General features: G+C 63.5%; 24 protein-coding genes. 13 read left to right on the forward strand and 11 right to left on the reverse strand.

The features are described from left to right. Positions 1–5 precede the first annotated feature (5 nt). Complete coding sequence (locus tag ACOZ9V_RS02675; RefSeq protein WP_139470443.1) at positions 6–461, forward strand: NUDIX hydrolase; 456 nt, start codon at positions 6–8, stop codon at positions 459–461. Positions 462–726: 265 nt separating this feature from the next. Here the strand turns inward: ACOZ9V_RS02675 and ACOZ9V_RS02680 are convergent, their stop codons facing one another. The 3 genes from ACOZ9V_RS02680 to ACOZ9V_RS02690 are packed head-to-tail and all read right to left on the reverse strand — an operon-like array spanning position 727 to position 3617. Then, positions 727–1395: a response regulator gene (locus ACOZ9V_RS02680; RefSeq protein WP_139470442.1), complete on the reverse strand. Its 669-nt coding sequence runs from the start codon at positions 1393–1395 to the stop codon at positions 727–729. After that, the gene (locus ACOZ9V_RS02685) at positions 1392–2624 is read right to left on the reverse strand and encodes a sensor histidine kinase (RefSeq protein WP_434593355.1); all 1233 of its coding nucleotides are present in this window, start codon (positions 2622–2624) and stop codon (positions 1392–1394) included. The genes ACOZ9V_RS02680 and ACOZ9V_RS02685 overlap by 4 nt, the downstream gene beginning before the upstream one ends. A gap of 51 nt (positions 2625–2675) precedes the next feature. Beyond that, positions 2676–3617 (reverse strand): CPBP family intramembrane glutamic endopeptidase, encoded by a 942-nt coding sequence (locus ACOZ9V_RS02690; protein WP_139470440.1) that lies wholly within the window; start codon positions 3615–3617, stop codon positions 2676–2678. A 128-nt stretch (positions 3618–3745) separates the two neighbouring features. Between ACOZ9V_RS02690 and ACOZ9V_RS02695 the strand changes: the two genes are divergently transcribed. Further along, positions 3746–4303 (forward strand): dihydroxy-acid dehydratase domain-containing protein, encoded by a 558-nt coding sequence (locus tag ACOZ9V_RS02695; protein ID WP_180345704.1) that lies wholly within the window; start codon positions 3746–3748, stop codon positions 4301–4303. 36 nt (positions 4304–4339) lie between these two features. Here ACOZ9V_RS02695 and ACOZ9V_RS02700 read toward each other — a convergent pair whose 3' ends face one another. Beyond that, positions 4340–5077: a MerR family transcriptional regulator gene (locus ACOZ9V_RS02700; protein WP_434593360.1), complete on the reverse strand. Its 738-nt coding sequence runs from the start codon at positions 5075–5077 to the stop codon at positions 4340–4342. Positions 5078–5218: 141 nt separating this feature from the next. Between ACOZ9V_RS02700 and ACOZ9V_RS02705 the strand changes: the two genes are divergently transcribed. The 5 genes from ACOZ9V_RS02705 (at position 5219) to ACOZ9V_RS02725 (ending at position 10496) form a co-directional block, all read left to right on the forward strand. Further along, the gene (locus ACOZ9V_RS02705; RefSeq protein WP_139470437.1) at positions 5219–6256 is read left to right on the forward strand and encodes a hypothetical protein; all 1038 of its coding nucleotides are present in this window, start codon (positions 5219–5221) and stop codon (positions 6254–6256) included. Positions 6257–6359: 103 nt separating this feature from the next. Beyond that, the gene (locus ACOZ9V_RS02710) at positions 6360–6998 is read left to right on the forward strand and encodes a TetR/AcrR family transcriptional regulator (protein WP_139470436.1); all 639 of its coding nucleotides are present in this window, start codon (positions 6360–6362) and stop codon (positions 6996–6998) included. Beyond that, complete coding sequence (locus ACOZ9V_RS02715) at positions 6995–7831, forward strand: NAD(P)H-dependent oxidoreductase (RefSeq protein WP_139470435.1); 837 nt, start codon at positions 6995–6997, stop codon at positions 7829–7831. The genes ACOZ9V_RS02710 and ACOZ9V_RS02715 overlap by 4 nt, the downstream gene beginning before the upstream one ends. A gap of 245 nt (positions 7832–8076) precedes the next feature. Then, positions 8077–9477 carry a hemolysin family protein gene (locus ACOZ9V_RS02720; protein WP_434593365.1) on the forward strand — a complete coding sequence of 467 codons (1401 nt, stop codon included), beginning with the start codon at positions 8077–8079 and terminating at the stop codon, positions 9475–9477. Continuing rightward, positions 9474–10496: a CNNM domain-containing protein gene (locus ACOZ9V_RS02725; protein WP_139470433.1), complete on the forward strand. Its 1023-nt coding sequence runs from the start codon at positions 9474–9476 to the stop codon at positions 10494–10496. Before ACOZ9V_RS02720 ends, ACOZ9V_RS02725 begins: the two co-directional genes overlap by 4 nt. 51 nt (positions 10497–10547) lie before the next feature. On the opposite strand, the gene ACOZ9V_RS02730 is transcribed toward ACOZ9V_RS02725, so the two are convergent. Beyond that, on the reverse strand, positions 10548–12023 hold the full coding sequence (locus ACOZ9V_RS02730) for an MFS transporter (protein ID WP_219922510.1): 1476 nt from the start codon (positions 12021–12023) through the stop codon (positions 10548–10550). A gap of 199 nt (positions 12024–12222) precedes the next feature. Here ACOZ9V_RS02730 and ACOZ9V_RS02735 point away from each other — a divergent pair, with 199 nt between their 5' ends. Both ACOZ9V_RS02735 and ACOZ9V_RS02740 read left to right on the forward strand, forming a co-directional pair. Beyond that, positions 12223–12894 (forward strand): GntR family transcriptional regulator, encoded by a 672-nt coding sequence (locus ACOZ9V_RS02735; RefSeq protein ID WP_181272299.1) that lies wholly within the window; start codon positions 12223–12225, stop codon positions 12892–12894. Between the two features lie 8 nt (positions 12895–12902). Further along, on the forward strand, positions 12903–14261 hold the full coding sequence (locus ACOZ9V_RS02740) for an MFS transporter (RefSeq protein ID WP_229664239.1): 1359 nt from the start codon (positions 12903–12905) through the stop codon (positions 14259–14261). A gap of 97 nt (positions 14262–14358) precedes the next feature. Here ACOZ9V_RS02740 and ACOZ9V_RS02745 read toward each other — a convergent pair whose 3' ends face one another. Both ACOZ9V_RS02745 and ACOZ9V_RS02750 read right to left on the reverse strand, forming a co-directional pair. Then, a complete protein-coding gene (locus ACOZ9V_RS02745) occupies positions 14359–15126 on the reverse strand; it encodes an enoyl-CoA hydratase (protein WP_181272300.1) in 768 nt (255 codons plus the stop codon). Then, entirely contained in the window at positions 15123–16328 is a 1206-nt protein-coding gene (locus ACOZ9V_RS02750; RefSeq protein ID WP_308423789.1) for a CaiB/BaiF CoA transferase family protein, read from the reverse strand. The genes ACOZ9V_RS02745 and ACOZ9V_RS02750 overlap by 4 nt, the downstream gene beginning before the upstream one ends. Positions 16329–16383: 55 nt before the next feature. Between ACOZ9V_RS02750 and ACOZ9V_RS02755 the strand changes: the two genes are divergently transcribed. From ACOZ9V_RS02755 to dld, 3 genes are all read left to right on the forward strand, one after another. Further along, positions 16384–17178 carry a GntR family transcriptional regulator gene (locus ACOZ9V_RS02755; RefSeq protein WP_181272301.1) on the forward strand — a complete coding sequence of 265 codons (795 nt, stop codon included), beginning with the start codon at positions 16384–16386 and terminating at the stop codon, positions 17176–17178. A 58-nt stretch (positions 17179–17236) separates the two neighbouring features. Next, the gene (locus tag ACOZ9V_RS02760) at positions 17237–18601 is read left to right on the forward strand and encodes a GntP family permease (protein WP_181272302.1); all 1365 of its coding nucleotides are present in this window, start codon (positions 17237–17239) and stop codon (positions 18599–18601) included. 106 nt (positions 18602–18707) lie between these two features. Next, positions 18708–20417, forward strand: a complete 1710-nt coding sequence (gene dld, locus ACOZ9V_RS02765) for a D-lactate dehydrogenase (protein WP_434593374.1) — start codon at positions 18708–18710, stop codon at positions 20415–20417. A 58-nt stretch (positions 20418–20475) separates the two neighbouring features. Here dld and ACOZ9V_RS02770 read toward each other — a convergent pair whose 3' ends face one another. The 4 genes from ACOZ9V_RS02770 to ACOZ9V_RS02785 all read right to left on the reverse strand — a co-directional run bounded on the left by ACOZ9V_RS02770 (position 20476) and on the right by ACOZ9V_RS02785 (position 23915). Continuing rightward, positions 20476–21219, reverse strand: coding sequence for an alpha/beta hydrolase (locus ACOZ9V_RS02770; RefSeq protein ID WP_434593377.1), 744 nt, complete (start codon positions 21217–21219; stop codon positions 20476–20478). A 274-nt stretch (positions 21220–21493) separates the two neighbouring features. Further along, complete coding sequence (locus ACOZ9V_RS02775; protein WP_434593380.1) at positions 21494–22069, reverse strand: hypothetical protein; 576 nt, start codon at positions 22067–22069, stop codon at positions 21494–21496. Further along, on the reverse strand, positions 22066–22278 hold the full coding sequence (locus ACOZ9V_RS02780) for a helix-turn-helix transcriptional regulator (protein WP_262776929.1): 213 nt from the start codon (positions 22276–22278) through the stop codon (positions 22066–22068). The genes ACOZ9V_RS02775 and ACOZ9V_RS02780 overlap by 4 nt, the downstream gene beginning before the upstream one ends. A gap of 395 nt (positions 22279–22673) precedes the next feature. Then, positions 22674–23915 (reverse strand): MFS transporter, encoded by a 1242-nt coding sequence (locus ACOZ9V_RS02785; protein WP_434593384.1) that lies wholly within the window; start codon positions 23913–23915, stop codon positions 22674–22676. A 323-nt stretch (positions 23916–24238) separates the two neighbouring features. Between ACOZ9V_RS02785 and ACOZ9V_RS02790 the strand changes: the two genes are divergently transcribed. After that, a complete protein-coding gene (locus tag ACOZ9V_RS02790; protein WP_139469966.1) occupies positions 24239–25279 on the forward strand; it encodes an LCP family protein in 1041 nt (346 codons plus the stop codon). Positions 25280–25379: the final 100 nt, after the last annotated feature.

Consider the following 25379-nt stretch of genomic DNA (forward strand, 5'->3'; position numbering starts at 1 on the left):
GCGACATGCCCAACCCCACACGAGTCGCCGTCCGCATCGTCCTGCTCGATTCCGATTCTCGCGTCCTGCTCTTCGAAGGGCGCGACCTCGCCGATGCTCAGGACAGCATCCGCTTCTGGTTCACCGCCGGCGGTGGCAGCGAAGCCAGCGAAACCCTGCAGGAGACCGCGGAACGCGAGCTGGAAGAGGAGACAGGTCTGTCCGGCATCGATCTGGTCGGCCCGTTCCATCGTCGTGAATTCGACTTCCTCAACCACGGAGAACCTCAGCACCAGGTCGAGCATTTCTTCGCCGCACGGACGGATGTGACGGATCTGAGCGACTCGAACTGGACCGCGCTCGAGCGAACGGCCATGACCACATGGCGCTGGTGGAGCGCCGACGATCTCGAGGACGCACCGATCCGGTACTTCCCGGAGAACCTGTCGGAGCTGATCAGGGAAGCGGCCGACTTGGTCTAGACTGAATCGCCCCGGGAACAATGGAGACAGTGAAGCCACGGAAAGGACTTCCCTGTCATGCTCCAAAAGAAATACCCGCTCGAGCTTCGTGAACGAGCCGCTTCCTGTGTTGCGTGAGTGGTTTCTAGACAGCTCCACTCTCGCAACCGGAGGCCTTCACCCATACACAGATCAACTGCGATTCACGCAACAACTTCATGGCCAGCAACACCTAGTCCCATCTCGGACCCACTTTCCTCTGCGGTCTCAGTCTGCGTCCGAGACGCTAGGCGTCCTGCACGGTGACGAGGTGATTCTGGTACGCCCAGACGACGGCCTGGAGGCGGGAACGAACTCCCAGCTTCGGCAGCATCCGAGCGAGATGAGATTTGACCGTTGCCACCTCGATCACCAGTTGGTCCGCGATCTCACTGTTAGTCATTCCCTGCGCCAATAACATGAGAATCTCACGTTCACGGGTCGTGACGGCCGAAAGGGCGCGAGAGGCAACGACAGGCTGCAGTTGGCGGCGCTGGGTGTATTCGCTGACGATCCTCCGCGTCAGTTTCCGATCGATTGTCCCGTAGCCCTCCGCTACACTGCGCAGAGCGCTGAGGATCTCCTCGGGTTCGGAGTCCTTGAGAAGAAATCCGGAGACGCCGACCTCGAGAGCACGGAAGACATAGTCGTCGATGTCGAATGTCGTGAGTATGAGGACGGGGATCGGGTCATCGAGCTGCGGTGCCGATATTCGAGCCGCGACCTCGATGCCGTCCAGACCCGGCATTCGGATATCGAGGCAGGCGACATCTGGACGCAGTTCGAGGGCAAGGTCGAGTGCTTGGTCGCCGTCGGCAGCCGTTCCCACGACCTCGATGTCATCTTCGGCCCCGAGTAGTGCGGCCAGCCCGCCGCGGGCGAGCGGTTGGTCATCGGCGATCAGTGTGCGGATCATCGGTTTCCTCTGTCAGGATCGAAGGGGATTCTCATGTGTGTGACCCACCCATTGTCGTCGGTGGGGCCGAAATCGAGTGAACCCCCGACCAGCGCCGCGCGTTCGCTCATGCCGAGGATCCCGAGGCCGCTGCCCCCGGCGCCGGAATCGTGCCTCTGCGTCGGTGATGTGTTGCGGACGGTGAGATGAAGGGCATCGGAATCGCCGGCATCGACGATGACTGTGGAGTCGGCACCCGGCGCATGTCGCCCGACGTTGGTCAGGGATTCCTGAACCATGCGATATCCGGCCAGCTGCGCGAGCGGACTCAAGAGTCGTCCGGGATCGCGTTCGCCGTCGGGAAGGACGGTGAGGTCGACACGCCTCCCATTCCGGTTGGCGGTGTCGACGAGGCGTTCGATGCTGGCCAAGGTCTTGATCTGCTGATCGTCATCCTCACGCAGCAGTCCAACGAGTTGGCGCAGATCGTGGAGGACCGCGCGGCTCTGCTGTCGGATTTCGAGCGCACCGTCCTTTGCCGCCTCGGGATGACTCTCGCACTGCCGGGCAATGCTCGCGGCCATCAGTGAGATCCCCGAGAGATGATGTGCCGCAATGTCGTGGAGTTCACGTGCCATTGTCGATCGCTCGTGGGCGATGGCCTCGCTGATCTGTGCCTCTCGCTCTCGGGCGAGCGCGTTCAGCATCTCACACTGGGCCGAGGTGGCCGCTCGATGGGAGGAGAGGACACAGGCGGGGAGGAGGGGGCCGATCACGACCACCAGTGCCTGAGCAAGAGCGGCGACCACCGTCTGAAGGACCTCGTCGTCACCGAGTCCAAGACGGTTGATCAGCTGTCCCAGAGCGACGCACGTGACGACGGCGATCGACCAGCGGATCGTTCGAGTGAGTGTGAAGTGCAGACCGGCGAGGAATACGGAGGCCGTGACCGGAATGATCGTGACAGTGAACGCAGAATTCGGTGCGAGCGCTGCCAGTGCCAGGGGGAGTGCAGAGACGATGAGCATGGAGCGAAACGGCCAGCGGTCCCTCCCCGCAAGCGCGCCGGCTTGGAGGAGGAGCGTTGCTGCGGTGAGGAGCCATGATGACGTTGTCATCGGTTCATCGAGCATTGTCGGGTCATGGGCGAAGAGTCCGGCGGTGATCGCCAGAAACGCCAGAGCCGCGCAACCAGTCGCCAACGGCACGGTCGGGTTCGCTCGCACTGTGGAGATGCTGTCTCTGGGCATGGCAGCCTCAATCGCGATCGTGCTGTCGGGCGCCGCCGTGCTCAGCGAACATCATCTGAGGTCCTGACCAGGGGCGTTTTCTACAGGATGGTATCCCAGTCGGCCTTTTGTTGTCACGACGATGAGTATGGCGGCGACAGTGGAGCCCATCGCCATGGCGGTCCACATCAGATCGCCGTCGCCTTCGAGAGTGGGGAAGATCTCCGACCACATGACAGAAGCGAAGTTGTTGGCGCTTACGTGCATGAGCATGGACAGCGGGAGGCTCTCTCCGGTGCGATTGAATACCCACGACATGACGATATTGAAGGAGCAGCAGAAGACGGAGAAGGCCGCAAGGCGGACCCACGAGGCATCAGGGTAGCCGCCCCATTCGGTGAGGAAGAGGGGCAGGTGCCACACGGTCCAGAGGGGACCGAGGATGAAGGCGGACTTAAGTGGGGAGTGGACCTTTTGAAGTCGGTGAAGGGCGAAATCGCGCCAACCCGGTTCTTCGGCGAGGCCGGTGGTGATGAACTGGAAGGCGAGCATGGGCAGGTAGGCAGCCAGGACGGCGACCGACGGTGCGATGATGTTTCCGGCTGAGAATGCCAAGCCTGTCAGCACCATGCCTGCCGGAACTGCCAGCACGGCGATGAGGTACCAGATAGGAGCGGCCCTCCATCGAAGCAGGCGCCCCATCCAGGCCTTCAGCCCCTGACGTCCGTCAATGACGGCAGTGAGCAGGAAAGCGGATCCGATCGGGCCGATGTAGGCTCCGGGCAGCACGCCCAGCAGTTGGCTGGTTCCCAAGATCTCCGGGAACCGGAAGCCCCATGCTCCCACACCGTTGAGCGACAGGATGTACGGGGTCCAGGTCACCCAACTGAGCAGATTGGCGAGAACGAAGAAACTCGTCAAGGGACGTTGCCGAAACAGGTTGACGAGTTTTCGGCGAGAGGGTGTCGTGTGGAGTTGTTGGGCGCCGGTGTGTGCGCTGTGCTGTGTTGTCATGATCCCAAATTAGTGACCGCGACGTGTCAGCCTCTAGGCCAGGAAGGGTGGACTCGTGCTCTGCATACTTTAGGTGCAAACCAACGGTGTCACGATTGATTCGTGGCCGGTCGGGCGAAGTGGCGGGCGTGACCAAATCCGTCGCCTATGACCACTTCGGGGACAGGTCTGGAGTCTTCTTCGAGTTGTATCGGGCTTTCGAACACTGGCGGCACGAGACCCTCGACGCGGCACTCGACGATGTGGCGCCCGTGCGCGCGGACGTCGCGGCCGTCGCTGCTGCGGCATATATCGACTGCCACGTGGTTGAGGGGCGAGAACTCTCCGACGTCATTCACGCCCTGTCCGCTTCGTCAGAGCTCGACAGCATCCTCCGCCGAACGGTGGACGAATACCTCGCCAGGTGCCGTGAGGTGCTGGCACCTTTCGGAGGCGATCTGGGTGTGGGCGGCCTGACTGCGATCGTCGGCGCCGGCGACATCATCGCCATCGGCATCCCGAATAGGTCGATCAGTCTCGAGGTCTCGGACGAGGAGCTCACGCGGCGGCGGGACCGTCTCGAGGCGCACGGCACCTATCGTCCCCGGCAACGCGAGCGCAGCGTCTCGACCGCGCTGCGCGCCTACGCCGCGTTCGAACAGTCCGCGGACAGGGGCGCGGTGCGGAAGGTGCCCGAGGTGGTGTGAGGGGGCGGGCGAGGAGACCCAAGGCTTCGACCTTGCCTACCCGTGGTCTGCAGGATGCTCGCGCAGGATTGACCCTGTGCGCGCGAGGACTTCGAGCTGGGTCGAGTTGTAGAGCTCAGCGAGCGCGACATGAAACGCCTGCCCGCCGAAGCTCCGGCCCCGCTTGGAGGCGAATCGGGGCGCGCTGAGCTCAGGGATATCGGCTTGCAGATGGCGAACCGCAGCGGCGAGTCGCTCGGGCAGATGGCGGACGTCCGCGAGATCCATCTCCTCTGTCAGCTGGCCGAACTCCTGGAGAGCTGCATGATCCGCTGTCTTCGTGCGCACCTGATTCCAGGCTGCCATTGATTCTTCTGAGACGAGTCGTGACGCCACTGTCAGGAAGTCTTCGTCGGCTGATGACAGCGGCTCGGAGGAGTCGCTGTCCTTGTTCGTGAGCGCCGAGAGTTCTTGGGCGATCTGGGCGTTGATGGTCTGCAGGCGTCTGATCGCGGATGAGGTCTCGTCGGCCAATTCGCGCAGCTTGTCAACATAGGCGTCGGCGTCGCCGAGTCCGCCTCCGGCGAGGTCCATCTCGCGGATCTCCGAAAGTGGAGCGCCGAGATCGACGAGGCGTCTGATCCGCAGCAGCAGCGTCAGATGCGCGACCCCGTAGGACTTGTAGCCGTTCGCTCCTCGGGGCGGCACAGGCAACAAGCCGATGTCGTGGTAATGCCGAACTGTTCTCAGCGTCGTCCCTGCCAGATCAGCGAGTTCCTGCGTGCTCCAACTCATCTGCCCACTCTTTTCGAAGAACGGCCTTGACTATGCCGTTACGGCCGACTTTAGCATCTCAATGATCGCTGCCGGCAGGATTCGAGCGCAAGACCACAGCTGCTCGTGACTGCCCGGAGAATGAGGAAGAGGAGACGGTCAATGTTTAAGGGAATTGCCTCGGCACCCCGCCGTGAGGACAGAAAGGCAGACTCGCCAGCGCGTAGACGCCTGCTGCTGTGGTGGCTGCATGGCGCCGTGAGGTTCGTGCTTGCCGCGCTGCTGATCTACAACGGCGTGATCAAACTCGGGCTCGGACAGTTCGGGGCACCGGACATCGGAGAATCTCTCATCACCTTGGGCGAGATGAGCCCGATGGGACTGCTGTCGCGCATGGTCGGATTCTCTCCGCTGTTTCAGGTGCTTGCCGGAGTCGCCGAGGTAGGTGCGGCCGCGGCGCTGATCTGGCGGCGCACCGCTCTGTTCGGGGGACTGGTGACCTTTGCATCGATGTCGTTCATCTTCGTGCTCAACCTCGGCTACGACATGCCGGGCAAACAGCTCTCCATTTTCATGCTGGTGCTGGCCCTCATCGTCATCGCCCCTTGGGGGCTGAGGACGGTGTCTGCGATCGTCGGCTCCGGTGGTCTCCAGGCGCCGCGTCGCCCTCGTCTCTTCCGCGGGGAGAGAGCGAACAAGATGGCAGGAATCGTCGCACCGATCGCCGGTTGGCTCGTCCTGCTTCTGTTCAGCGCGGCGATTGTCGCAACGCAACCGACGCATTCGACCGATTCTTCCGCACCGGCGGGAGTCTGGACGATCGAGACATCGGACTCGCAAGAGGAAGGCGCCGACGACCAGAGGTGGCAGACGATCGCGCTGGGTGATCGACTCACCGATGGGCGTGCCAAGGTCCAGGTCCGACAGGCGGACGGCACTCTGCTCACGGGAACCTATGCACGCCACTACGACACGCTCGACCTCGAGCTCAAACCCTTGCGGCAGCCGGGACAGACAGCGGTGGCGTATGCGAACGAACCGGCTCTGAGGCAGTCGGTGACCTATACCCTGAGCGGGTCGAGTCGGATGGCGATCGCCGGTGACCAGACCGCCTCGGCGCGCTTGGACCATGATGCCGCGGTGCTCTACGAGCGCGGCTTCAGCTGGGGGATGCGCTCGGACGACCCGTTCGAACGGTGATGAGCGCGGTGACGACCTCGGACTCTCGGTGCCGCCAAGAAGCGAACTGACAAACCTAAGCTACTTGGAGTAACCTACTAATAGTAGATTAGAGGTGGAGGGCATGGCAGCAGAGCGAGCCGCGCCAGAACGGAAGCGGCTGAACAGGGAAAACCGTCATGAGCAGCTGCTTGATGTCGCACGGGAGATGATCCGGTCCCAGGGGACTGAGAGCTTCACTCTGGCGCGTCTGGCTGAGGCGGCCGGAGTCACCAAGCCCGTGGCCTATGACCACTTCGGTGACAGATCGAGGGTCTTCGTCGAGCTGTACCTGGCCTTCGAGAAGCGTCGCCTGGAGACTCTCGATGAGGCTCTGGACGATGTATCGCCGACGCTCTCGGACGTCGCGGAGGTCGTTGCCGCTGCCTATATCGACTGCTACGTCATCGAAGGGCGGGAGCTGTCAGACGTGATCGCGGCACTGTCCGGTTCGCCCGAGCTGGACGCCATCCGACGGCGGACGGTGGAGGAGTACCTCATCAGGTGCCGTGAGGCGCTGACCCCCTTTGCGGGCACCCTCGGCGAGGCTTCGCTGTGGGCGATCGTCGGTGCTGGCGATGGTCTTGGCCGAGCAGTGACCGAACGACAGATCCGAGCCGCCGACGCCTGCCGGGTTCTCACGCGAGTCGTGACGGCTGTGGCGGCGCCGACCGCAGGTATTGAACAAGAGACCGCAGACATCGACAAGGAGAAGGACACATGACGATCAACCATCCACCGGTGCCGGGCAGCGCACTGTGGGTCCACGCGCACCCGAGACCAGATTCATTGAACGGTCAGCTCTTCACCGAGGGCGTGCGTGCCCTCGGCGAACAGTACCGAGTCGCGACCTCGGACCTGTATTCCCAGGACTTCGACCCGCGACTCTCACACCGAGACCTCGGCGGGAGCAGCCTGTCGGGGAGTGACGGGTCAGGAAACAGTCGATCAGGAAGCACCGTCGAGCTCAACGCCGAGGCCTTCAGCGCCGGTTCGCTGCCGCCCGATGTCACCGCTGAGCAAGAGAAGCTGGCCGCGGCGGAATTGCTGGTCGTCCAGTTTCCGCTGTGGTGGTACGGGCCACCGGCGATCCTCAAGGGATGGTTGGACCGAGTTCTGACAGCAGGTTTCGCGTTCGGCGATCTCGACCCCCGCCTCGGTGTTCCGCGTCGGTACGGCGACGGCGGACTCTCAGGGCGTCGTGCCCTGGTAGTCGTGACTGCCGGCGAAGACGAGCGGTCGATCGGGCATCGCGGCATCAGCGGAGACGTCGAATCCCTGCTGTTTCCTCTCACCCACGGGGCACTGTGGTACGTCGGAATCGACACGTTCGACCTGCACGTCATCCACGACGCCGACGTCCTCAGCCCGGAGCGGGTTCAGGAGGAGAAGGACCGGCTGACCGGTCGACTTCGCGCGCTCGATTCGGAGCAGACAAAGCCGTACCGACGGCTCAGTGACGGCGAGTACGCGGGCACGCGTGCCCTGAAGGACACCATCCTCCCCGGTCGGACCGATCTGGCCATCCATCGTCGAGATGAGGCCGCGACTGCGTGAGCTGAAATGGAGGGCGCGCGGCAGGTCCGGGCCCTGCCGCCGCCGTCCACAGCCTCTTGCCAGCTGATGCCTGGATAATTGATTCCAGCCGCCCACTTGATCACTTTCGGAAGGACCATGGACGACTATCGAAGTCCCGGCTGGGACATCACTTTCAGCACCTCTGACCAACTTCATATTGCGCGCACAGACGCTTCGCACGCCCATATCGATCGGGCACAGCGCACGCGAACAGGTGGTCGCCGTTGACCTGGCTGCTCTCGCTCCTCATCGGGCTCCTCGTCGTCCTCCTCATCACCGTGGCCACCGGCTACTTCGTGGCGCAGGAATTCGCGTACATGGCCGTCGACCGATCTCGTCTGGCCGCACGTTCGGCCTCCGGTGATCGAGCCGCGGACCGGGCCCTGTCCATCACCCGCCGCACCTCCTTCATGCTCTCCGGCGCGCAGCTGGGCATCACCGTCACAGGACTGCTCGTCGGCTACGTCGCCGAACCGCTCATCGGCACCGCCGTCGGTGAGGCACTGGGAGGCACCCCGGTCCCTGCCGGCACAGGCGTGCTCATCGGCACCGTCCTCGCCCTGCTCGTCTCGACGCTCATCCAGATGCTCTTCGGCGAACTGTTCCCGAAGAACCTGGCCATCGCCCGCCCCGAGGCGCTCGCCACGTGGCTCGCCCGTTCGACCTCGATCTATCTCGCCGTCTTCGGCTGGCTCATCACGATCTTCGACAAAGCCTCGAACGCCCTGCTGCGCGTCCTCGGCATCGAACCGGTCCACGACGTCGACCACTCCGCCACCCGGCGCGACCTCAAGCACATCGTCGCCGAATCCCGGGAGGGCGGCGAGATCGTCGACGACGATTCGCTCATCCTCGACCGCATCCTCGACTTCCCGCAGCAGAGCGTCGCCCACGCCACAGTGCCGCGCTCCCGCGTCGACGTCATCGACATCGACACGCCCCTGGACGAGGTGCGCGAACTGATGAGCCGCGGCCACTCCCGCTACCCCGTGCTCGACGCCGATGATCAGGTGATCGGTACGATCGACCTCCTCGACGTCCTCGCCGAGGCGGGGTCGGGCACCACCGAAAACGTCGCCGCGGCGGCACCGGGCACCACCGACACCGTCACCGCGACCGGGGTCCGTTCCCTCCTGCGCGACCCGGTCTTCGTTCCGGAATCCCTCCCGTTGCCGGACGCGGTGGCCACGCTCCTCGAACGGCGGGAGCAGATGGCCTGCGTCGTCGACGAATACGGCGGCTTCGCCGGAATCGTGACGATGGAGGACCTCGGCGAGGAACTCGTCGGCGACATCGCCGACGAACACGACCACATCGTCGAAGAACTCATCGAGACCGGCGACGGCACCTGGACGGCGCCCGGGATCATCCCCCTCGACGAGGTGGCCCGCGTCCTCCAACGAGAACTGCCGACCACCTCGGCTCAGACCTTGTCGGGACTCGTCATCGAACACCTCCGCGGATTCCCCGAGGTGGGCGACCGGGTCTCGATCGAACTGCCGATCGACCCCGCCGACCTCGGCGGAGACGACACCCCGGAGACCGAGCGCCTCGTCATCCACGTCATCGAGGTGGCCACGCATGTGCCCGCGCGGCTGCGGATCGGAATCGAGGTGGCACGATGAGCAATCCCTGGGTCATCGCCGCGATCACGATCGCCATCATCGGCCTCAGCGCGTTCTTCGTCGCCGTCGAATTCGCGCTCATCGCCGCCAAACGGCACCGTCTCGAAGACGCGGCCGCGGACAGCCGATCGGCCCGAGCCGCCCTGCGCAGCTCGACCGAACTGTCGGTGCTGCTGGCGGGGTCGCAGCTGGGCATCACGGCCTGCACCCTGGCGCTCGGGGCGATCACGAAACCGGCCGTCCATCACTGGATCACCCCGGTCGCCGAGGCGCTGGGCCTGCCGCTGTGGATCGCCGACATCGTCGGCTTCGTCCTCGCCCTCATCATCGTCACCTTTCTCCACCTCGTCGTCGGCGAGATGGCGCCGAAGTCGTGGGCGGTGGCGCATCCGGAACGCTCGGCGATCATGCTCGCATTGCCGATGCGGGCGTTCATGTTCCTCACTCGCCCGCTGCTGCATGTGCTCAACAACGCTGCGAACGCGTGCCTCCGCCTGGTCAAGGTCGAACCCGTCGACGAGGTCGATCAGGCGCACACGCCCGAGGACCTGAGGCAGCTGCTGCAGCATTCGGCGCAGGCGGGAACCTTGGAGAAGGAGTCCTCGGAGGCTCTGCTCGGAGCCCTCGACCTCACCCGGCTCACACTTGACGAGCTCGTGGCCGGTCGCCCGGAGCCGACGGCCGTCGGTCCGGCAGCGACTGCAGGGGAGGTGCGCGAGGCGTCGCGCCACGACCGTCACCGTCGCATCCTCGTGCGCACCGAGGCTGGCGGCCCGCTGAGTCATGTGGTGCATGTCAGGGATGTCCTCGGACTCGCCGAGGATGCTCCCATCACCGAGGCGGCCCGACCCGTCACCGTCGTGGACGGATCGATGACCGTGGTGCGGGCGTTCGAGGCGATGCGGGAGGACAGCGTGCAGCTGGCCTTGGTGGAGAGGGCCGACGGCAGCCACGCGGTCGCCACCGTCACCGACGTACTCACCCACCTGCTGACTACCGGCCAAGTGCCCTCCCGATAATTACTACCTGACGGCGGCCCAGCAACCTCGCGCGAGGTTGCTGGGCCGCCGTCAGGTAGTAATTGGGGTCAGGCGCTGGCGCGGGCGGTGCGCACCGAACGGTTGGCGAGGAATGCCAAGATGATGCCGATCACCGAGGTGGCCACGACGAGTCCGACAGCACCGTGGAAGCCCAGCAGCAGGGAAGTCCGCCTCACCGCGACCGGCCGCGGCCCCCGCACCGCTGAGGGCGCCATAGATGCCGGCTGCCAGAGAGGTGCCGACGCAGCCGGCGATCTGGAAGCTCGTCGAGACCACGGTGACGCCGTGCGGGCTCGTCTCACGATCAAGGCTGGACAGCGCAAAGGTCTGGGCCGGGCCGATGACGAACGCCGTGGCCAGCACCGCCGGAATGTACAGCAGCGCGAAGACGAGTACGGAATCAAACCCGGCGGCGACTCCGACGAGAGTGACGAAGACAGCCATGACGAGGAAACCGAGCGGGATCGACCAGCGTCCGCCGTGTCGGTCGAAGAGTCGCCCGGCCACCGGGCCGAGAACCACGGTGAGCAGAATGCCCGGGGCCAACGCCAGAGAGGCGCCCATCGGAGCCAGGTCTTTCGCCGATTGCAGGAACAGGGGAATGACGACGTTCATGGCGAAGACGAACACGAGTCCGAGCATCGTCATGACCACGCCGAGGACGAAGGGGCGGCTGGCGAAAGGACGCAGATCGAGCAGCGGGTGCTCAATGCGACGCTGCCGGGCGATGAAACCCCAAAGCGCAAGCAGACCGGCAACTCCGGCACTGCCGGCGACGAGCGCCGAACCGCCGAAGGCTGCGGTGACTCCGTAGAGGATGCCAACCAGGGCGACCGCGACCAGCAGGAAAGACAGAGCGTCGAACCTCGGGCGCCCGAGCTCGGCGACAGTGCGCAGGAAGACCCCGCCGGCCAGAAGGACGACGAGGCAGAGTGCGCCGAAGACCCACATCAGAGTCGTCCACGGGGCGATGGTCAGCAGCATCCCCGAGGCGACGATGGCCAGCGACGGCCCGAGAGTCGTCATCGCGGCCATGATGCCCATGTTCATCCCAAGCTTCTCCCGCGGGGAGGCGGCCAGAGTGATATTCATGCCGATCGGGGTGAGCAGTCCGGTGCCGATGGCCTGGAGGAGACGGCCGATGAGGAGGACCGCAAAGCTCGGGGCCAGGGCACCGACGACGGACCCTAAGACCATGATCGCGGTGACGGACACGAACAGCGCCCGGGTCGGGATCCGGTGGTAGAGGACGTTGGCGATCGGCACGAAGATCGCCGCGACGAGGAGGTAGGCCGTGGTCAGCCACTGCACGGTGGCGACATCGACGCCGAGGTCGGCCATGATCGGTGTGAACGCGACGTTGAGGAAGGTCTCGTTGAAGGTGGCGAGGAAAGCCGCGGCCGCAGCGACGGCGATCATCCACCCGGTGCCGCGGGGCTTCGACGAGGCGGCTTGGCCGACGGACCCTTCGGCAGATCGCGGGCGGGCATTGACGGATGAGGTCATGAAGTCTCCTGACGTTCGGCGGTTGAATGCTCGATCGTGCCGTGTCAGAAGTTCCCTGTGACGTGGGTCTTCGCGTGTCGTTTCGTCGATGCGGTGCTAGTGGCCGGAAAGGGCCGTCAATGAATGTAGCAGTTTTCAGCTGTTTACATAAGCGAGATCAGATGCATGCATCAATGTATGCATCTGTTATTGTGGGCTCGTGAATGATTTGCTGACACTGCCCTGGCAGCGCATCGACGACTCTGCTCCGATCGCCGTTCGGATGGCCGCGGCGACCGCCCGGGAGATCATCGAAGGCCGACACGAACCCGGCGACCTCCTCATCGAGACCGACCTCGCCGCTGCGCACAACGCCAGTCGCACCCCCGCCCGGGAGGCGATGCTCCAGCTCGAGCGTTGGCGCCTCGTCCGCCTCGTCCCCAAGAAGGGCGCGCTCGTGACCACCGTGACGGGCAAGGAGCGCCGCGACCTACTCGCCGTGCGCTCGATGTTCGAGATCGACGCCGTGGAGACACTGGCCGACGGCGGCGACCTCACCGCTCTGGCCGCCGATCTGCGCACCCTGCTCGGCGAGCAGAGGAAGGCACTTGACGGGGGCGATCCGCTCGGCTTCGCCAGCGCCGACTATGCCTTCCACGCCCGCCTCATCCGCAGCGGCGACAACGCCATCGTCACCGAGATGCTCACGACCATGGGCCCGCGCCTGGCCCGCCTGACCTTCCAGGTCGCCATCGACGCGCCGCACACCCTCGACACGCTCCTGACCGAGCACGAAACGCTCACCGACCGCGCCGAGGCGGGCGACGCAGAAGGCTTCGCCCGCCTCGTCCGCGACCACATCGAAGGCTCCCACTTCCCGCAGTCCCGCTGAGGAGGACCATGACCGCTTACCCCTCGACCTCCACGACCGATACCGCCGCCGAGGCAGTGCCCACCGGGAATAGGAATATCCACACCGAGGCGGCCCCCGCCACGGACATCGAAGCGCCGGTTCCGAACCCTGCCAGGTCCCACCTCGGTGAGGTGGCTCCCGATCGTGGGCCGGAACGGCCACGGCGGGCACGGGCGTGGCTGATGGTGGCCCCGGCGATGTTCCTGCTCGCATGGGGCGGCAATCATTTCACCCCGCTCGTGCACATGTATGAGGAGGACGGCGGATACGCCATCTGGCAGGCGAACCTGCTGCTGGGGATGTACGTGGGCGGACTCATTCCGGGATTGTTGGTCGCCTCGGCGCTGTCGGATCGGCACGGACGCAAACCGGTCCTCATCGCCGGATCGCTCGCCGCGATCGCCGGCAGCCTCGGGCTCGGGCTCGGTTTCGATCTGTTCTGGCTGCTCTGCCTGGGCCGGGTGCTCGCGGGAATCGGCGTCGGAGTGGCGATGTCGGTGGGCACGAGCTGGATCAAGGAGCTCTCGGCCCCGCCGTTCGATCACACGGCCGGAATCACTGCCGGTGCCCGGCGGCCCTCACTGACGCTGACCTTGGGGTTTGCCATGGGTGCGGCGGTCACCGGATGCCTGGCCCAATGGGGGCCGGTGCCCGAAGTCGTGCCCTACGCCGTGCACGGAGTCCTCAACCTCGCCGCACTGATCCTGGTGATCTTCGCGCCGGAATCGATGCCGCGCGACCAACAGGCAGCAGGCCATTGGTGGCACGGTCTGCGCGTCCCGCTCGTCGCGCATCGGACGTTCCTGCGCCTGATCGTGCCGGCCGCGCCGTGGGTGTTCGGTGCCGCTGGGGTCGCCTATGCCGTGATGCCGGCAATCGTGCAGGGCGAGCTGGGGGAGTGGACGACGCTGTACGCCACGGTGCTCACCGTCGTCACGCTCGGAGCCGGTGCGCTGGTGCAGAACATCGTGCCGTGGATCAACCGGCTGACCGGCGGGCGCGCGCTCGTCGTCGGACTCGGGCTGATGACCGTGGGGATGGGGCTCGGTGCGGTGGCCGCACCCCTGGCGGACCCGATCCTCGCGTTCATCGTGGCGATCGTGCTCGGCGTCGCGTACGGAATCTGTGTGGTCTCCGGGCTCATCATCGTCCAGGCCATCGCCTCACCGCAGGAGCTCGCCGGCATCACCGGGGTCTACTATTCGCTGGCGTACTCCGGCTTCCTGCTGCCCACGGTGCTCGCCGCCCTGCTGCCCGCGCTGTCGTACACGGTGTCTTTAGCGGCGGTGGCGGTCATCTGCCTGACCTGCCTCACAGCAGTCGCCATATCCACCAAACACCCCTAATTGCTACCCGACGGCGGCCCAGCAACCTGGCGCCAGGTATCTGGGCCGTCGGGTGGTTCTGGGAGCTTGCGTGCCTAGACGAAATTGGACGCCATACTCATCGCCCACGCCACTCCATCGGCTTTTTCGCCAGGAATGATTCTACGGCCGCAGCGAAATCCTCACTGCCGTAAACTGCAGCGACGACATCGGAATCGTCAACAGGTTCTGAAGAATTTAGGCGGCGCAGATTCTCTTTGATGGACCACTGCGTGAGTGGTGCTCCGCTGGTAATGCTCGCGATGGTCCGACCAGCGGCAGTATCGAGATCCTCTTCGACGGAGGTGAGGAAACCGCTGGCGAGAGCCTCTTTCGCATCGACTCGCCTGGCAGTCAGCAACATCGAAGCCACACGGGGTTCGCCGAAGGCTCGTACGAGTCTGCGCAAGGTACTTGCCGAAAGGGTGTTTCCGAGCGTCTTCGCAATCGGAACCGAAAACGATGCGCCAGGGGAGGCGATCCGGACGTCTGCGCAGGCTGCAATCCCCAGCCCCCCTCCCACGCAGTGTCCGTCGATGACAGCGACGACAGGTTTGGCAACCGAGGCGAGCGCGCTGAGGACTTCGTCGATTCGCTTCTCATAGGCGACCCCGTTCTCACCGGTGAAGCCTCGGAATTGTGCGATGTCCGTCCCCGCGACGAATGCCCGCCCACCGGCTCCACGGAGGACGAGTACCCGGAGGCTCTCATTGTCATCGACTCTCGCCGCCGCCTCGGCGAGACCTTGGTACATCTCCCAGGTCATTGCGTTCCGAGCTTCGGGCCGATTGAAGGTGACATGGAGAGCGGAATCACGCACCTCGGTGAGAATTTCTGCTGTTGTCATCGCCGGTCTCCTTCCGCCTGCTCCATTAGTTCGTCAAGAACATTGTCCGTATCGGCTCCCAGAGAGGGGCCCGCTGTACCGCGAGTGAGTTGCGAGCGGGAGAAGCGCATCGGATTGCCCAGCTGTCTGACCGGTCCGAGAGTGGGGTGCTGTGAGTCCCAGAAGTAGTCGCGGGCCTTGAGGTGATCGTCATTGAATACCTGTTCGAAGTCATTGATCGGGGCTGCGGGAACCCCAACTCTGTTCATCTCTTCGAGGATTTCCTCAACCTCGCGCTCGGCGAACTCTTCTTCGATGATCGCGATGAGTGCTTCCCGGTTTTCCAGGCGCGTCGTGGGTTCGGAGAACAATTCGTTCTCTTCGAGAAAGGCGAGGTCGAAGGCCGAGCAGAAACGTAGCCAGGTGGCCTGTGTATTCGCCCCGATAGTCACATAACCGTCCTTGGCCGACACCGCTTGGTAGGGTGCTTGCGCCTGATGTGCCGACCCGTTGGGCCGCCCCACCTTGCCTGCGCCATAGTAACTACCGGCTTCCCAAACCGCGAGAGAGACGGCGGATTCGAAGAGCGATACATCGAGATGTTGGCCCCGCCCGGAAGTTCTGCGCTCGTAGAGTGCCGATACGATACCGAGGGCCATATAGAGTGCGGTGGTGAGATCGCAGATCGGGACTCCGACCTTGACCGGAGGCTGGTTGGGAAAGCCAGTGATGCTCATGAGCCCCGACCGCGCCTGGGCCATGATGTCGAGTCCGGCCAGTGGGGCAAGTGGGCCGTCCTGTCCCCAGCCGGATGCCGAAGCGTAGACCAGTCCCGGGTGGTCGTCTTTGAGATCGTCGTACCCGAAGCCCATCTTCTTGAGAGATCCGGGGCGCAGGTTCTCCACCAGTACGTCTGCTGTATTGAGGAGAGCCCTGAAAGAGGCTCGTCCTGCGTCTGATTTGAGGTCAAGGACGATGGACTCCTTGTTCCGGTTCAGGCGCATGAATGGGCTGGATTCTCCGCCTATGTGCGGCCCGGACGCTCGAGTCGAGTCTCCTGTGCCAGGGGTTTCGATCTTGATCACTCGTGCGCCCATATCAGCAAGCTGCATCGTTGCGAACGGTCCGGCGATAAAGACACCGACCTCGAGAACTGTGATTCCTGAGAGAGGGCCTGGGGGGTCCGTCGAGACGGTCATCGATTCATATGTCGTCTGGGTCATTGTGTCCACCTCACTGTGTTGCAAGTCACTGTCGATTGTCTACAATAGGCTATCAGTGGGCGAGTTGCACGTCATCGTTGAGGCACTCGCTCAAGAATGGAGGGACAAGCGGATGATGGCACCATCACGGGCGACGGATTCGATCATCGATAGTCCAAGCCTGGCCGAGCTGGCAGCGGACAAAATCAGCGAACTCGTGTTCCGCGGGGAACTTGGACCAGGCGACCGCATCGTCGAGGAGCATCTCTGTAGTCGACTAGGTGTCTCCCGAGCTCCAGTTCGTGAGGGACTGAGGATACTCGAAGGTTCTGGGTTGGTGATTCGCCGAGCGCGTGCTGGTGTACGCGTCGCGGATCTCAGCCAGAACGATGTATTCGAGATCCTCGCCTTTCGTGAGGGCCTCGAGCAGATGGCTGTCACCCATCTGTATCGATATTCCGACGACATCACCAAAATAGACACTCAGGACTTGGACGTTGCATTGGGTCGCCTGGCTCATGAGTTTGAGGACGGCGACGACGAGTTCGGTCGTATCCAAGCCAGTTATGCCTTTCACACTGAGCTGGTCAAACTATGTGGCAACTCTCGCATCGTTGCGAGCTACCGGCAGATAACTATGCAGGTGAAACTCTGTATGTCACTGAATCTCAGGCGTCTCAACATTGTCGAGACGCCGAGCGAGAATGTTGCCCGTCACCGGGAGCTGCGTGCTGCTGTTCTGTCTGGAGACATGACACGGGCACTCGAGGCAATCAGTGGACACGGCCACGACACCTTTGCTCGAGAATTCCTCGACACTCTCCCTGGGGGAACCGCGCGTTCCGCGCAATGGCTTGACTCGCGAACCTGAGCAGGGCACAGCGAAACAACACCGTCAAACTCGGACCCACTTGAAGGGTCCGGATTCAATGAAGAATCAGGAGTTTTCAACTATGGCCGAGTGGCTTACAGTACTGCACACACTCATCACGGTCGCCGGGGTCATCGTCTTGATTCTGGCGCTCAAGATCAACCCGCTTTTTGCGTTGCTCATCGGGGCCGGGTATCTCGGCCTCGCAACTGGTCAAGGGTTCGGCTCAACGACGGAGATCATCGCCACTGGGTTCGGCAACATTATGGCCGAGATCGGCTTGCTCATCGTTTTCGGCGTCCTTCTCGGTAAGCTGCTTGCGAAACTTGGCGCGATTGAAGGCCTGGTCGCCGCATTGATGGCGGTTTCCGGCAAGCGGTTCGCTCCCTATGCGCTGGGAATCACAAGCGGAACTGTGTTGCAGTCGATCTTCTCCGACGTGATCTTCGTAATCACTGCTCCTGTAGGACGTTCAGTTGCCCGTCGTATCGGACGGGCTGGAACGGGGATCATATCGGCGGCCATGTGCGCAGGCATTCTTTTCGGACTGACGATGATGATCCCCAGTGTTGGATCCTTGGCGCTGAGTTCACTGCTCGAGATCTCAATCCCTCGGTTCCTAGCCTTCGGCATCATCACCGCAGTGCTCGGCATTATCATCACAATCGCCATCATGAAGACTCTCTTCCTTCGCTTCGGCTTCTGGGACGCTGCAACTGATGAGGAGACCTACACCGGACCGGTCGACGACTCCGAGCCCGAAGATGATGCGCCCCGCCGACTCCCCCTGTGGTTGACGATCAGTCCGGTGTTCCTTGCTCTGGTCCTCATCGCTTCGGAGTCAATCCTGACCAACTTGTCGATCGACATACCGATCATGGACTTCTTCGGGGCTCCGACGATCGCCATGTTCTGCGCAACGTTTATGGCTTACATCCTGCTGCTCGTGCATAGGAATCAAGAATGCGTGTCTGCGACGCTTAAATCGGGGTTCGCCGCGAGCGGTGAGATCCTTGCACTTACCGGTTTGGGCGGCTCATTGGCAGAAATGGTGAAGTCGATAGGTCTTGGAGACATCCTTGGAAGCATGTTCGAAGCCGACGCTGCGTCGCCTATTCTCTTGGCCTGGTTGCTCGCAGTCGTCCTACACACGGCAATCGGATCTGTGTCGGTCGCCTCGATTACAGCCGCCGGGTTTCTTGCCCCTGTCGCCGCATCGACGGGAGTCGATCCGGTCCTTATCGCCATGGCGGCAGCCTCAGGTTCCCTGTTCCTCATGACCGTGCACAGCAACTTCTTCTGGATGGTCAAGACGATGCTTGGTCAGACAACGAAGGGTGCGGTGAAGTCTGTCAGCGTGACGACGAGCGTTGGGAGCGTCGTCGGTCTTGGTCTTGTCTATGCCTGGTCGGCATTCCTTTGAGGTTGTCACGTCTCGGACGTATCTAAAGGATCTGACCCGGTCGCAGCTGCAAACTAGGATCTAGGATGACAAGAAGAACGCAACCCCGTGAGAGAGGTCGAGAAACATGTTCGGACGTCAGCGTCAGCAGGAGTCCCCAGCCGTCAACGCGTTCATCGACATCATGGGGCCGCGCCACGTCCTCACCTCCGCGCGGGCGACCGCACCGTACGCCAAGGGCAACCGCTTCGGCGGCGGCAATGTGCTGGCCGTGCTGCGACCCGGCAGCCTCGTCGACATGTGGCGGGCCCTGCAGGTCTGCGTCGACAACGACCTCATCGTCATTCCGCAGTCGGCCAACACCGGCCTGACCGGCGGTTCCGGCCCCGGTGTGCAGGACTACGACCGTCCGATCGTCATCATCTCGACCCTGCGGATCAACGAGATCTACCTCATCAACGACGCCCGCGAAGCGATCTGCCTGGCCGGATCCACACTGTACGAACTCGACGAGGCGCTCGCCCCGTTCCACCGCGAACCCCACTCGGTCATCGGCTCGTCCTCGATCGGCGCCTCCGTCATCGGCGGCATCGCCAACAACTCCGGCGGCTCCCAGATCCGCAAGGGTCCGGCGTTCACGAAACACGCGATCTTCGCCCGCGTCAACGAGGCGGGGCGACTCGAACTGGTCAACCACCTCGGCGTGGAGCTCGGCGACGACCCCGCCCACATCCTCGACAAACTCCAGCGCGGAGATTGGGACCCCGCCGGGGTCACGCCCGCCCCGGAGGACACGACGGAGACCGAATACGGCGAGCAGGTCCGCAGGATCGTCGACTCACCGGCTCGATTCAATTCGAACTCCGACTATCTGTACGAGGCCTCCGGTTCGGCCGGAAAACTCATGGTCTTCGCCGTGCGCACCCGCACCTTCCCGAAGGAAGAGGGAGCGACCACGTTCTACGTCGGCACGAATTCCCCGGCCGAACTCGAAGATCTGCGACGGGCGATACTGACCTCGGAGATGCCGCTGCCGATCTCGGGCGAATACATGGGCCGACCCTCGTTCGACCTCGCCGAGAAGTACGGCAAAGACACGTTCGTCTCGGTCAAGCACGCTGGCAGCCGCGAGCAGATCAAGCTGTTCGCGCTGAAGAACTGGGCCAACGGCGTGTTCGCGAAGCTGCCGTTCTTCGGCGAGACCGTCGCCGACACGATCGCGCAGAACGCGTTCGGCCTGCTGCCGCAGCAGCTGCCCAAGCGGATGCTCGAGTATCGCGACCGCTTCGAGCATCATCTTCTCCTCGTCGTCAGCGCCGAGGAGAAGAATCGCATGGGTGCGTTCCTCGATGACTTCTTCGCCGAGGCGGCCCACCAGGGTGACTATTTCGTGTGCAGTGCCGATGAGGCTCAGTCCGCGATGCTGCATCGTTTCGGTGCCGCGAGTGCGGCGACCCGGTACTTCAACCTCAACCGTGAGGACTCCTCGGACATGATCACCTTCGACGTGGCCCTGCGCCGCGATGATGAGGACTGGCTCGAGGTGCTGCCCGACGAGATCGCCGACCAGCTGCACATCAGCTCCTACTACGGGCACTTCTTCTGCCACGTCTTCCACCAGGACCACGTGGCGAAGAAAGGCGTCGACACGGTGGCGCTGAAGCAGCAGATGACGGAGCTGCTCGAGGCCCGCGGTGCGGCCGTGCCCGCCGAGCACAACTACGGCCGGCTCTACCCTGTGCCGCCGGAGATGGAAGCGCACTTCAAGGACCTCGACCCGCACAACGTCTTCAACGCCGGAGTCGGCGAAACGTCGGCGAAGAAGGACTGGGCCTGACGCGGCGGGGCCGATGGAGTATCTCCTCGTCCCCAGGGCCCCCGCCGCAGCGGTCAGCTCATTTCAGGTGGCGGGCGAAGAACCGGGCGGCATCCTCGCCGGCGAATTCCGGGACTCCTGTGTGTCCGCCCATATTGGCGTAGAGCGTCTTCTCGGTTGAAGCGAAAGCATCGAAGAGTTCGAGGGCGGCCGCACGGTCGTTGCCTTCGTCATCCCACTGCAGGAGGACGTGCAGCGGAATGGTCACGCGCCGGGCTTCTTCCATGGTCGACTGGGGAATGAAGCTGCCGGCGAAGAGCCCGGCTGCCGCGATCCTGGAATCGATCGCAGCCAGCCGGACAGCGATCGCAATCACTCCGCCGGAGAAGCCGACACGGTCGGCAAGACCGGGAAGGCGCAGGAGTTCGTCGAGCAGCGACTGCCATTCGGGAACTGCCTGCTCGACGAGCGGCAGGATGAGCTCGTTGATGACATCAGTGGAGGGTGATTCGTCGGCGAGGATGGCAGAACGCAGCCGATTGCGTGCCTGATCCATGCCGGGGAGGCGTGGACGCTCACCCGAACCGGGCATCTCTAGGCAAGCGGATGCGAACCCGAGTGCGGCGGTGCTGCGGGCGCGTGCCATCAGTCGCGGGTACATCCGCTCCATGCCGATGCCGCCGGGCTGACCCATGAGAATGATCGGAACCGGCTCGGTTTCAGATGCGGAGGACGGAGTCCAAAGAATGCCCGGAGTATCGCCGAGGCGGAATTGACGTTCGACGAAATCCCCGTCGAAGTGCTGTTCGGAGGTGAAATGCATGGTCGTGCCTTTCGGGAGTGCGATGAATGATCGGCGCTCCCGGACGACCTACCGTCCGACCGTGACTCCGTAGGGGAGCACCTTCGAAACTGCGTTCACTGGTACCACCTCCTCGGTCTCTTTCACGGAGTCTCAAGCGTATCAGTGGCAACTAGGTGGTATGTCGCACCGCAGACAGCAAAAACACCCCGCTGCAGCGGGGTGTTTTTGCGCCGAGGGTGATTGATGCTTGAGCGCCGAGCCTCTAGCACCAAACCTCAACAGTCGAGCGGAATCAGTCCTCGTCTTCGATCTCAGCGGCGGCGGCCGCCTCGGCGAGGGCCTGCTTGATTTTTCGTACCCGGGAGATCGTCATGATGGTCAGCGCGACGATGAAGCCGAACGCAGCGCCGATCGCGATGGAATAGGTGCTGGAGGGAGCACCTGGCATCGTTTGATTGCCCATTCCGACATCGAGGAGCGGGTAGCCGTTGCTTATATGAAAGACGATTGCGCCGACCCAAACGATGGCGAACAGGGCGCCGACGATATTGCCGACGATCAGCCGCCTCGGTGAGACGCGAGCCATCGACATGGAGAAGTCCACATTCTCACGCTGGCAGTATGCAGAGATGACGATGCTGGTCACCATGGAGCCGAAGACGATGAGCACACTCCACATTCCCGCGCCGAAGACGGCAAAGATGAGTGCAAGCGCGAAGAACACGTAGGTGGAGACGACGGCCCCCAAGGTATATGCCCGCAGAATGACGTCGCGTTCGCGTTCGTCTCCCATCGAGGGGTCGTCGAAGCCGGCGATTCTGTCGGCAAAGGCGTTGGGGCGGTTCTTGTTGTCGCTGATGTTGTTCATGACGATTCCTCCTGAAGTGAGAAGATCTCTTCGACTGTCGTGTCCAAGGCTCGGGCGATGCGCAGCGCCAGATAGACGCTGGGGGCGTAGTCGCCGCGTTCGGTCGCGATGATCGTCTGCCGCGACACCCCGGTGAGCTGGGCCAACTGTGCCTGCGTCAGTCCCGCAGCCTTGCGAACCTGCTTGAGGTCCGAGGTCTGAACTTCCATACCGTTCCTTGATGTCAACTTCTCTTTACATCAATAAGTAAAGCATGTTTGACATCTAGATGTCAATGATCTTTGACATCGCCGAGGCGGCCCCGCCGTTCCGTGTTCCCGTGGACTCGCGATCGGGCCGCCGGTGCCGGGCTGAGCGGTCGCGCCGGCATCCCCTCCGCGCATCACCTCCCGCAAACGCGAAAACACCCCGCGGCAACGGGGTGTTTTCGCGCTATGGGTGATGGATGTGCACCGGCCGGTGCGAAAAGAGACTCACGCGAGGGCGTGGCACTGACGATGACGGATGCTCGCCGAGGCGGTCGCCGGCAGGCGGCACTGCCGCCCATTGCACGTGACACCAGCGCGCGAGACAGCGATCGCGCAAGCGCTCGCCTCAGCGCGCTTTACGCCTCCACAACTCGCTTGCGCCGACGGTCCTTCTCCAGCCGGGCTTCGTGACTCGACCGCGAAGGGTTGAGCAGCTTGAGCAGCGACAGCGCGATGATCGCTCCCAGCACTGCGCAGCCGGCGGGCAGCAGCATCGCGGTCTTCGCATCGAAGGCGTCGATGATGTTGCCGGCGACGGCCGATCCGAAGGCGACGCCGAAGCCCAGCGAGGTGCCCAACCAGGCGAATGCCTCGGTGAGCCTGCGCGGGGGAGCGAGCTGCTCGATGACGGAGTTCGCGCCGATGAGGCTCGGTGCGATCGCGGATCCGACGACGATGAGGATGATGCCGTAGGTGATCATCGAGTTGGCCAGCAGCATCAGGCATGCGCCCACGGCCAGAGCGGACACGGCCACGCCGAAGCGGTGATGGACGGCGGCCTGCCAGTTGCGGGCCCCGTACAGCGCGCCGGAGATGAGCGATCCCAGCGCCAGGCACGACAGCAGCACACCGGCAGAGGACTTCACGCCGAGTTCGTCGGCGAAGGCGACGGCGATGACGTCGATGGCACCGAAGTTCACGCCGAGGAAGATGTTGACGATGATGATCGCGAAGATGCCCGGGTTCGAGAACACGTGGCCCTTCGCCTCGGTGGTCCGCTCCACCGGTGTGGGTTCGGTCGACTTCTGGATGTAGAGCAGCAGCGAGCCGACGCCGACGGTGATCATCGAGAGGATGATTCCGGCCGGCGGCCACACGGCGGTGGCGAGCACCGTGGCCAGAACCGGCCCGGAGACAAACATCAGCTCATCGGCGACCGATTCCCACGAGAACGCGGTCTGCAGCTTCTTCGGGGTGTCGACGATATGCGACCAACGTGAGCGCACGAGCGAACCGACGGAGCCGACGGTGGCGCCGCCGATGCCGGCGAAGACGAAGACGAATCCCGTCCACCATTCCTCGTACACGGAGACGATGAGCAGCGCCAACGCGATGAGGTGGGTGATGACGATGGGCACCATGACCTTCGCCTGGCCGAGGCGGTCGACGAGGCGAGCGATCCCGGGGCCCGCAAGCGCCTGGACGATCATGTAGACGGCGGAGACGATGCCCGCCATGCCGTACGACCCGGTCACGCCCTGGATGAAGAGGACGATTCCCAGCCCCAGCACTGCGATGGGCATTCGGGCGACGAGACCGGCCAAGGAGAACTTGAGAGCACCGGGAAGCGACAGAATTTCCCGATAGTTATTGAACACCAGGAAAGTCTACCGAGCGCCCTCAGCGACAGCCAGACGAATTGTGCGTTATTACTGGTGAGTCCCCTCACCTCGGCGCCGGAGGTCATTGGCGGGTAACGAACCGGTATCAGTCCTAGTCCACCCGGTCGAAACCGAGGATCACTGCGTCTGACAAGGCAGAACACCTCGCCGAGGCGGTCCTGCCCTCGCGTTCGCCTCCGCGGTGCGGTACGGGGTGAGTCGCGTGGCTGAGAAATGGGTCACCTCGGTCGCTATACAATGAGCGGGATTGCCCAATGACCCCGGCGCCCGGCGCCGACCGTTCAAACCCCGGAGTGCCGATGACGGACAACACCACCTTCGACGATCTCTTCGACCACCAGAACGAGGAACAGCAGCGCCCGCGCAAGAAGAAGCGCGTCTGGCGCAAAGTACTCGTCGCACTGCTGATCATCGTCATCCTCGGCGTGCTCGGCATCGGGCTCTACGTCTGGAGCGTCGGCCGGTCGTTCGATAAGAACGCGAACCAGCTCAGCGATGAGCAGGTCTTCGGCAAGTCCGGCGGCGGCAAGGACGGCGACGGCACGAACATCCTGCTCCTGGGCTCGGACGAGTCGATGAAAGATGTCGACGTCAACGATTCGCGCGGCCTGCGTTCGGACACGATCATGGTCATGCACCTGCCCGAAGACGGCGGCAACGTCCAGATCATGTCGATCCCGCGCGACACCTACGTCGATATCGAGGGCCACGGCAAGTCGAAGATCAACGCGGCACTGTCATACGGCGGTCTGCCGCTGGCCGTATCGACGGTTTCGGACTTCATCGGCACCGAACTCGATCACGTGGCGATCATCGACTTCGAAGGATTCAAGGCACTGACCGACAGCCTCGGCGGGGTGACTGTGAATTCCGAGCAGGCGTTCGAGAAGAACGGCCACACCTTCACCCAGGGCGAGAACGTGCTGAACGGTGACGAAGCGCTGACCTTCGTGCGCGAGCGCAAGCAGTTCAAGGACGGCGACTTCCAGCGTGCGCGCAATCAGCAGGCGTTCATCCGCGGTCTGACGAATGAGATGATCTCGGCCGATACGCTGTCGAACCCGAAGAAGATCCAGGACATGGTCAAGAACTTCGCGCCGTACATGTACGTCGACTCGGGCATGGACGCGAAGTACATCTCCGCGACCGCGTTCAACATGCGCGACGTCCGCCCCGGTGACATCGAGTTCTTCACCGCGCCCGTCGCCGGCGTCGGCACCTCCCCGGACGGTCAGTCGATCGTCAACGTCGACGAGGATGAGCTGAAGAAGGTCCGCGACGCGTTCAAGAACGACACCGTGGCCGACTACGTGCAGAACGCCCCGGAGGCCCACCTGTAGAACCTCGCCGAGGCGGCTCACCTTAGCCGCAGACGCCGAGGCCCAGCGTCGCTGAGTCACACACATCGAGCCCCGCTCCAGGAAATTCCTGGAGCGGGGC

This window comes from Brevibacterium sp. 1718 (assembly GCF_051131255.1).
GTDB classification, from domain to species: domain Bacteria; phylum Actinomycetota; class Actinomycetes; order Actinomycetales; family Brevibacteriaceae; genus Brevibacterium; species Brevibacterium sediminis.

Bases quoted from the DNA above. Each gene is read 5' to 3' on its own strand.
- ACOZ9V_RS02715 (WP_139470435.1), top strand. From the start codon at position 6,995: ATGACGATCAACCATCCACCGGTGCCGGGCAGCGCACTGTGGGTCCAC.
- ACOZ9V_RS02680 (WP_139470442.1), bottom strand. From the start codon at position 1,395: ATGATCCGCACACTGATCGCCGATGACCAACCGCTCGCCCGCGGCGGG.
- ACOZ9V_RS02760 (WP_181272302.1), top strand. From the start codon at position 17,237: ATGAAGAATCAGGAGTTTTCAACTATGGCCGAGTGGCTTACAGTACTG.
- ACOZ9V_RS02750 (WP_308423789.1), bottom strand. From the start codon at position 16,328: ATGACCCAGACGACATATGAATCGATGACCGTCTCGACGGACCCCCCA.
- ACOZ9V_RS02730 (WP_219922510.1), bottom strand. From the start codon at position 12,023: ATGACCTCATCCGTCAATGCCCGCCCGCGATCTGCCGAAGGGTCCGTC.
- ACOZ9V_RS02690 (WP_139470440.1), bottom strand. From the start codon at position 3,617: ATGACAACACAGCACAGCGCACACACCGGCGCCCAACAACTCCACACG.
- dld (WP_434593374.1), top strand. From the start codon at position 18,708: ATGTTCGGACGTCAGCGTCAGCAGGAGTCCCCAGCCGTCAACGCGTTC.
- ACOZ9V_RS02700 (WP_434593360.1), bottom strand. From the start codon at position 5,077: ATGAGTTGGAGCACGCAGGAACTCGCTGATCTGGCAGGGACGACGCTG.
- ACOZ9V_RS02685 (WP_434593355.1), bottom strand. From the start codon at position 2,624: ATGCCCAGAGACAGCATCTCCACAGTGCGAGCGAACCCGACCGTGCCG.
- ACOZ9V_RS02770 (WP_434593377.1), bottom strand. From the start codon at position 21,219: ATGCATTTCACCTCCGAACAGCACTTCGACGGGGATTTCGTCGAACGT.
- ACOZ9V_RS02725 (WP_139470433.1), top strand. From the start codon at position 9,474: ATGAGCAATCCCTGGGTCATCGCCGCGATCACGATCGCCATCATCGGC.
- ACOZ9V_RS02675 (WP_139470443.1), top strand. From the start codon at position 6: ATGCCCAACCCCACACGAGTCGCCGTCCGCATCGTCCTGCTCGATTCC.
- ACOZ9V_RS02775 (WP_434593380.1), bottom strand. From the start codon at position 22,069: ATGAACAACATCAGCGACAACAAGAACCGCCCCAACGCCTTTGCCGAC.
- ACOZ9V_RS02780 (WP_262776929.1), bottom strand. From the start codon at position 22,278: ATGGAAGTTCAGACCTCGGACCTCAAGCAGGTTCGCAAGGCTGCGGGA.
- ACOZ9V_RS02705 (WP_139470437.1), top strand. From the start codon at position 5,219: ATGTTTAAGGGAATTGCCTCGGCACCCCGCCGTGAGGACAGAAAGGCA.
- ACOZ9V_RS02740 (WP_229664239.1), top strand. From the start codon at position 12,903: ATGACCGCTTACCCCTCGACCTCCACGACCGATACCGCCGCCGAGGCA.
- ACOZ9V_RS02790 (WP_139469966.1), top strand. From the start codon at position 24,239: ATGACGGACAACACCACCTTCGACGATCTCTTCGACCACCAGAACGAG.
- ACOZ9V_RS02710 (WP_139470436.1), top strand. From the start codon at position 6,360: ATGGCAGCAGAGCGAGCCGCGCCAGAACGGAAGCGGCTGAACAGGGAA.
- ACOZ9V_RS02745 (WP_181272300.1), bottom strand. From the start codon at position 15,126: ATGACAACAGCAGAAATTCTCACCGAGGTGCGTGATTCCGCTCTCCAT.